This window comes from Thermoplasmatales archaeon (assembly GCA_014361245.1).
Taxonomy (GTDB): Archaea; Thermoplasmatota; E2; order UBA202; family JdFR-43; genus JACIWB01.
Genome location: JACIWB010000085.1, coordinates 1 through 2,020 on the forward strand (window position 1 = coordinate 1; position 2,020 = coordinate 2,020).

Below are 2,020 nucleotides of genomic sequence, written 5' to 3' on the forward strand. Positions count from 1 at the left end.
GAATCGCAAGCGAAGACGATGACGCCAACCTTGCATCCAGACCACGACCAACAGCAACACCAAAACCCACCAGGTGAGTAGGGGATGGTCATTAAAACCTTCAAGGACATCGTGGACAGGCAGAAGAGCATAGAAAAGCTCGAAGAGATGAGAGAGTACATTGAAAAGAGGATCCAGAGATTACAGGAGCAAAAGGAGAAGGAGCAGTTCCCAGGATCGAAGGCAGGCCGGGAAGTGCTAAAGATTAGACCCACAGGGAAAATCACCTACCAACTTGAAAAAGTGAACTGTGGAAAACCCAACTGTGAAAAATGCCCACACGGTCCCTACTGGTATGGCTATAGGAGAGTAAACGGCAAACTTGTAAGTTTTTACGTTGGTAAGGAACTCCCAAAAGATGAAACAAAAGGACATTGAAAAACCATTATACCCACCCACCCCATGATCAGCCGCACCCTTACAGGCGCGGTTTTATTTTTTTTCTCCCCCCAATTTTTGAAACAAGCCATAGGGTTAAAATCAGACCCAATGGGATTGAAATCTTTTTGTGATAATATTTGTTATCACAACCTGGCCAGTTAAAATAAGGTTAATGTGGAGATCTTGTCATGGGCCGAAGCCATCGAATCCAATCCCATCCTTTGCGAGAACTATGTGTCAAATGTGATATATAAATGTTTGCTCGGTTAGATGGGATTGAAAAAGATTAGATATGGGCTCTTCCGAAAATATGGGATTCTTTCCACGATTCTTGAACTTATTAGCCTATTTACACTATCACAATCCATTGTTCATCCTATTCACCATTTTAATCATCCCATGCCTACTAATCTGATTTTAAAGAATTTTTTGGAATTTCTGAGGCTAAAAAAGAGGATCCTTTTCTTGTCTTATGTAACATTGTGAAATGTATATTGTTACATAAGATCCACAACACTTCACACAGGAATTTTCAGAAGCTATAAAGAGATATATAGCACACGCTTCATATATTATTGGTATGGGGGATGCTCTCCTATACAGGGCCCTTCGATTTTTTGGGAGCTCCAAAAAAAGGGAACCCTCCAAAGATGAAATCCTGGCAACGGGGCCTTGATGGGGGGGTGCTCTTTCCCCCAACCAAAAGTAGGAGGCGAGGAAAAATTGGGAGAGAGGCAACGCTCATTCTAGCGGTAGTGATGCTAGGTGTAGTCATGGCAGGATGTTTGGCCCCTTCTTATTCAGTGTATGACAGTGGAAAAATTAGATTTGAATATCCAAGCGACTATGAAGTGATAACAAATAATACAGAGGATGTTCAAGCCGATCATGTGGGCGTTGATCTTTTTGTGGCTGGAGTAGCGTTTAACGATACTAGTGATCCTGATCATGAATCAGTTGCTGTAACGAGGTATGATGATATGACATTGGATGAAGCAATTGATATAGACACAGGGGCTGCTGTGGCAGAAGATGAGAGTTTGGAAGAGTTAGAAAATGGGATTTCAGAGGGGGGTATGGACGTGCTATGGAAGGGGGAATACAAAAGGAGGCCAGCAGCATTGCTTAGCAACATCTACTCAGTGCCAGAACTTCAGCTGTGGGAGTTGAATATCCAAGACGGCAAGAGTGTTTATACAATATATTTTTGGACTCACAGCATAGAGTGGAAGAACACCACTCTTGGTGGTGAAACGTTCGAAGTTCCAAAGAACTTCGCCCATATCATTGAAACTTTAAACTTCCATTGATTTTTTTGGTTATCATAGTGAACTTCGTTATGCACAAATATAACGAACTAATACCCAAACCCAAAAAAATCACACCCCACCAACAAAAAACCCAAAACCCCACCCGGAAAAAGGTCACCGCCAGCCACCCACCCACAAAAAAAGGTCACCCCTGGCCGCGCGCCGCCACACGCACCATAAAAAAAGGATATAACACAAGATTGTGTACATTTTTGTACATTTTTGTATTGTTATGTGCTATAATGATTTCAATGGAAAAATTAGATTTTTCAAAATAGGGGGTTCTCCAG

Annotated in this window: 2 protein-coding genes; both read left to right on the forward strand. The window is 42.0% G+C overall.

The window, feature by feature from the left end:
• Positions 1 to 84 precede the first annotated feature (84 nt).
• The gene (locus H5T45_07575; GenBank protein ID MBC7129557.1) at positions 85 to 417 is read left to right on the forward strand and encodes a hypothetical protein; all 333 of its coding nucleotides are present in this window, start codon (positions 85 to 87) and stop codon (positions 415 to 417) included.
• 578 nt (positions 418 to 995) lie between these two features.
• Positions 996 to 1,730, forward strand: coding sequence for a hypothetical protein (locus tag H5T45_07580; GenBank protein MBC7129558.1), 735 nt, complete (start codon positions 996 to 998; stop codon positions 1,728 to 1,730).
• The last annotated feature ends 290 nt before the right edge of the window (positions 1,731 to 2,020 follow it).

Coding starts and splice junctions, on each gene's coding strand:
- H5T45_07575 (MBC7129557.1), top strand. CDS start 85: ATGGTCATTAAAACCTTCAAGGACATCGTGGACAGGCAGAAGAGCATA.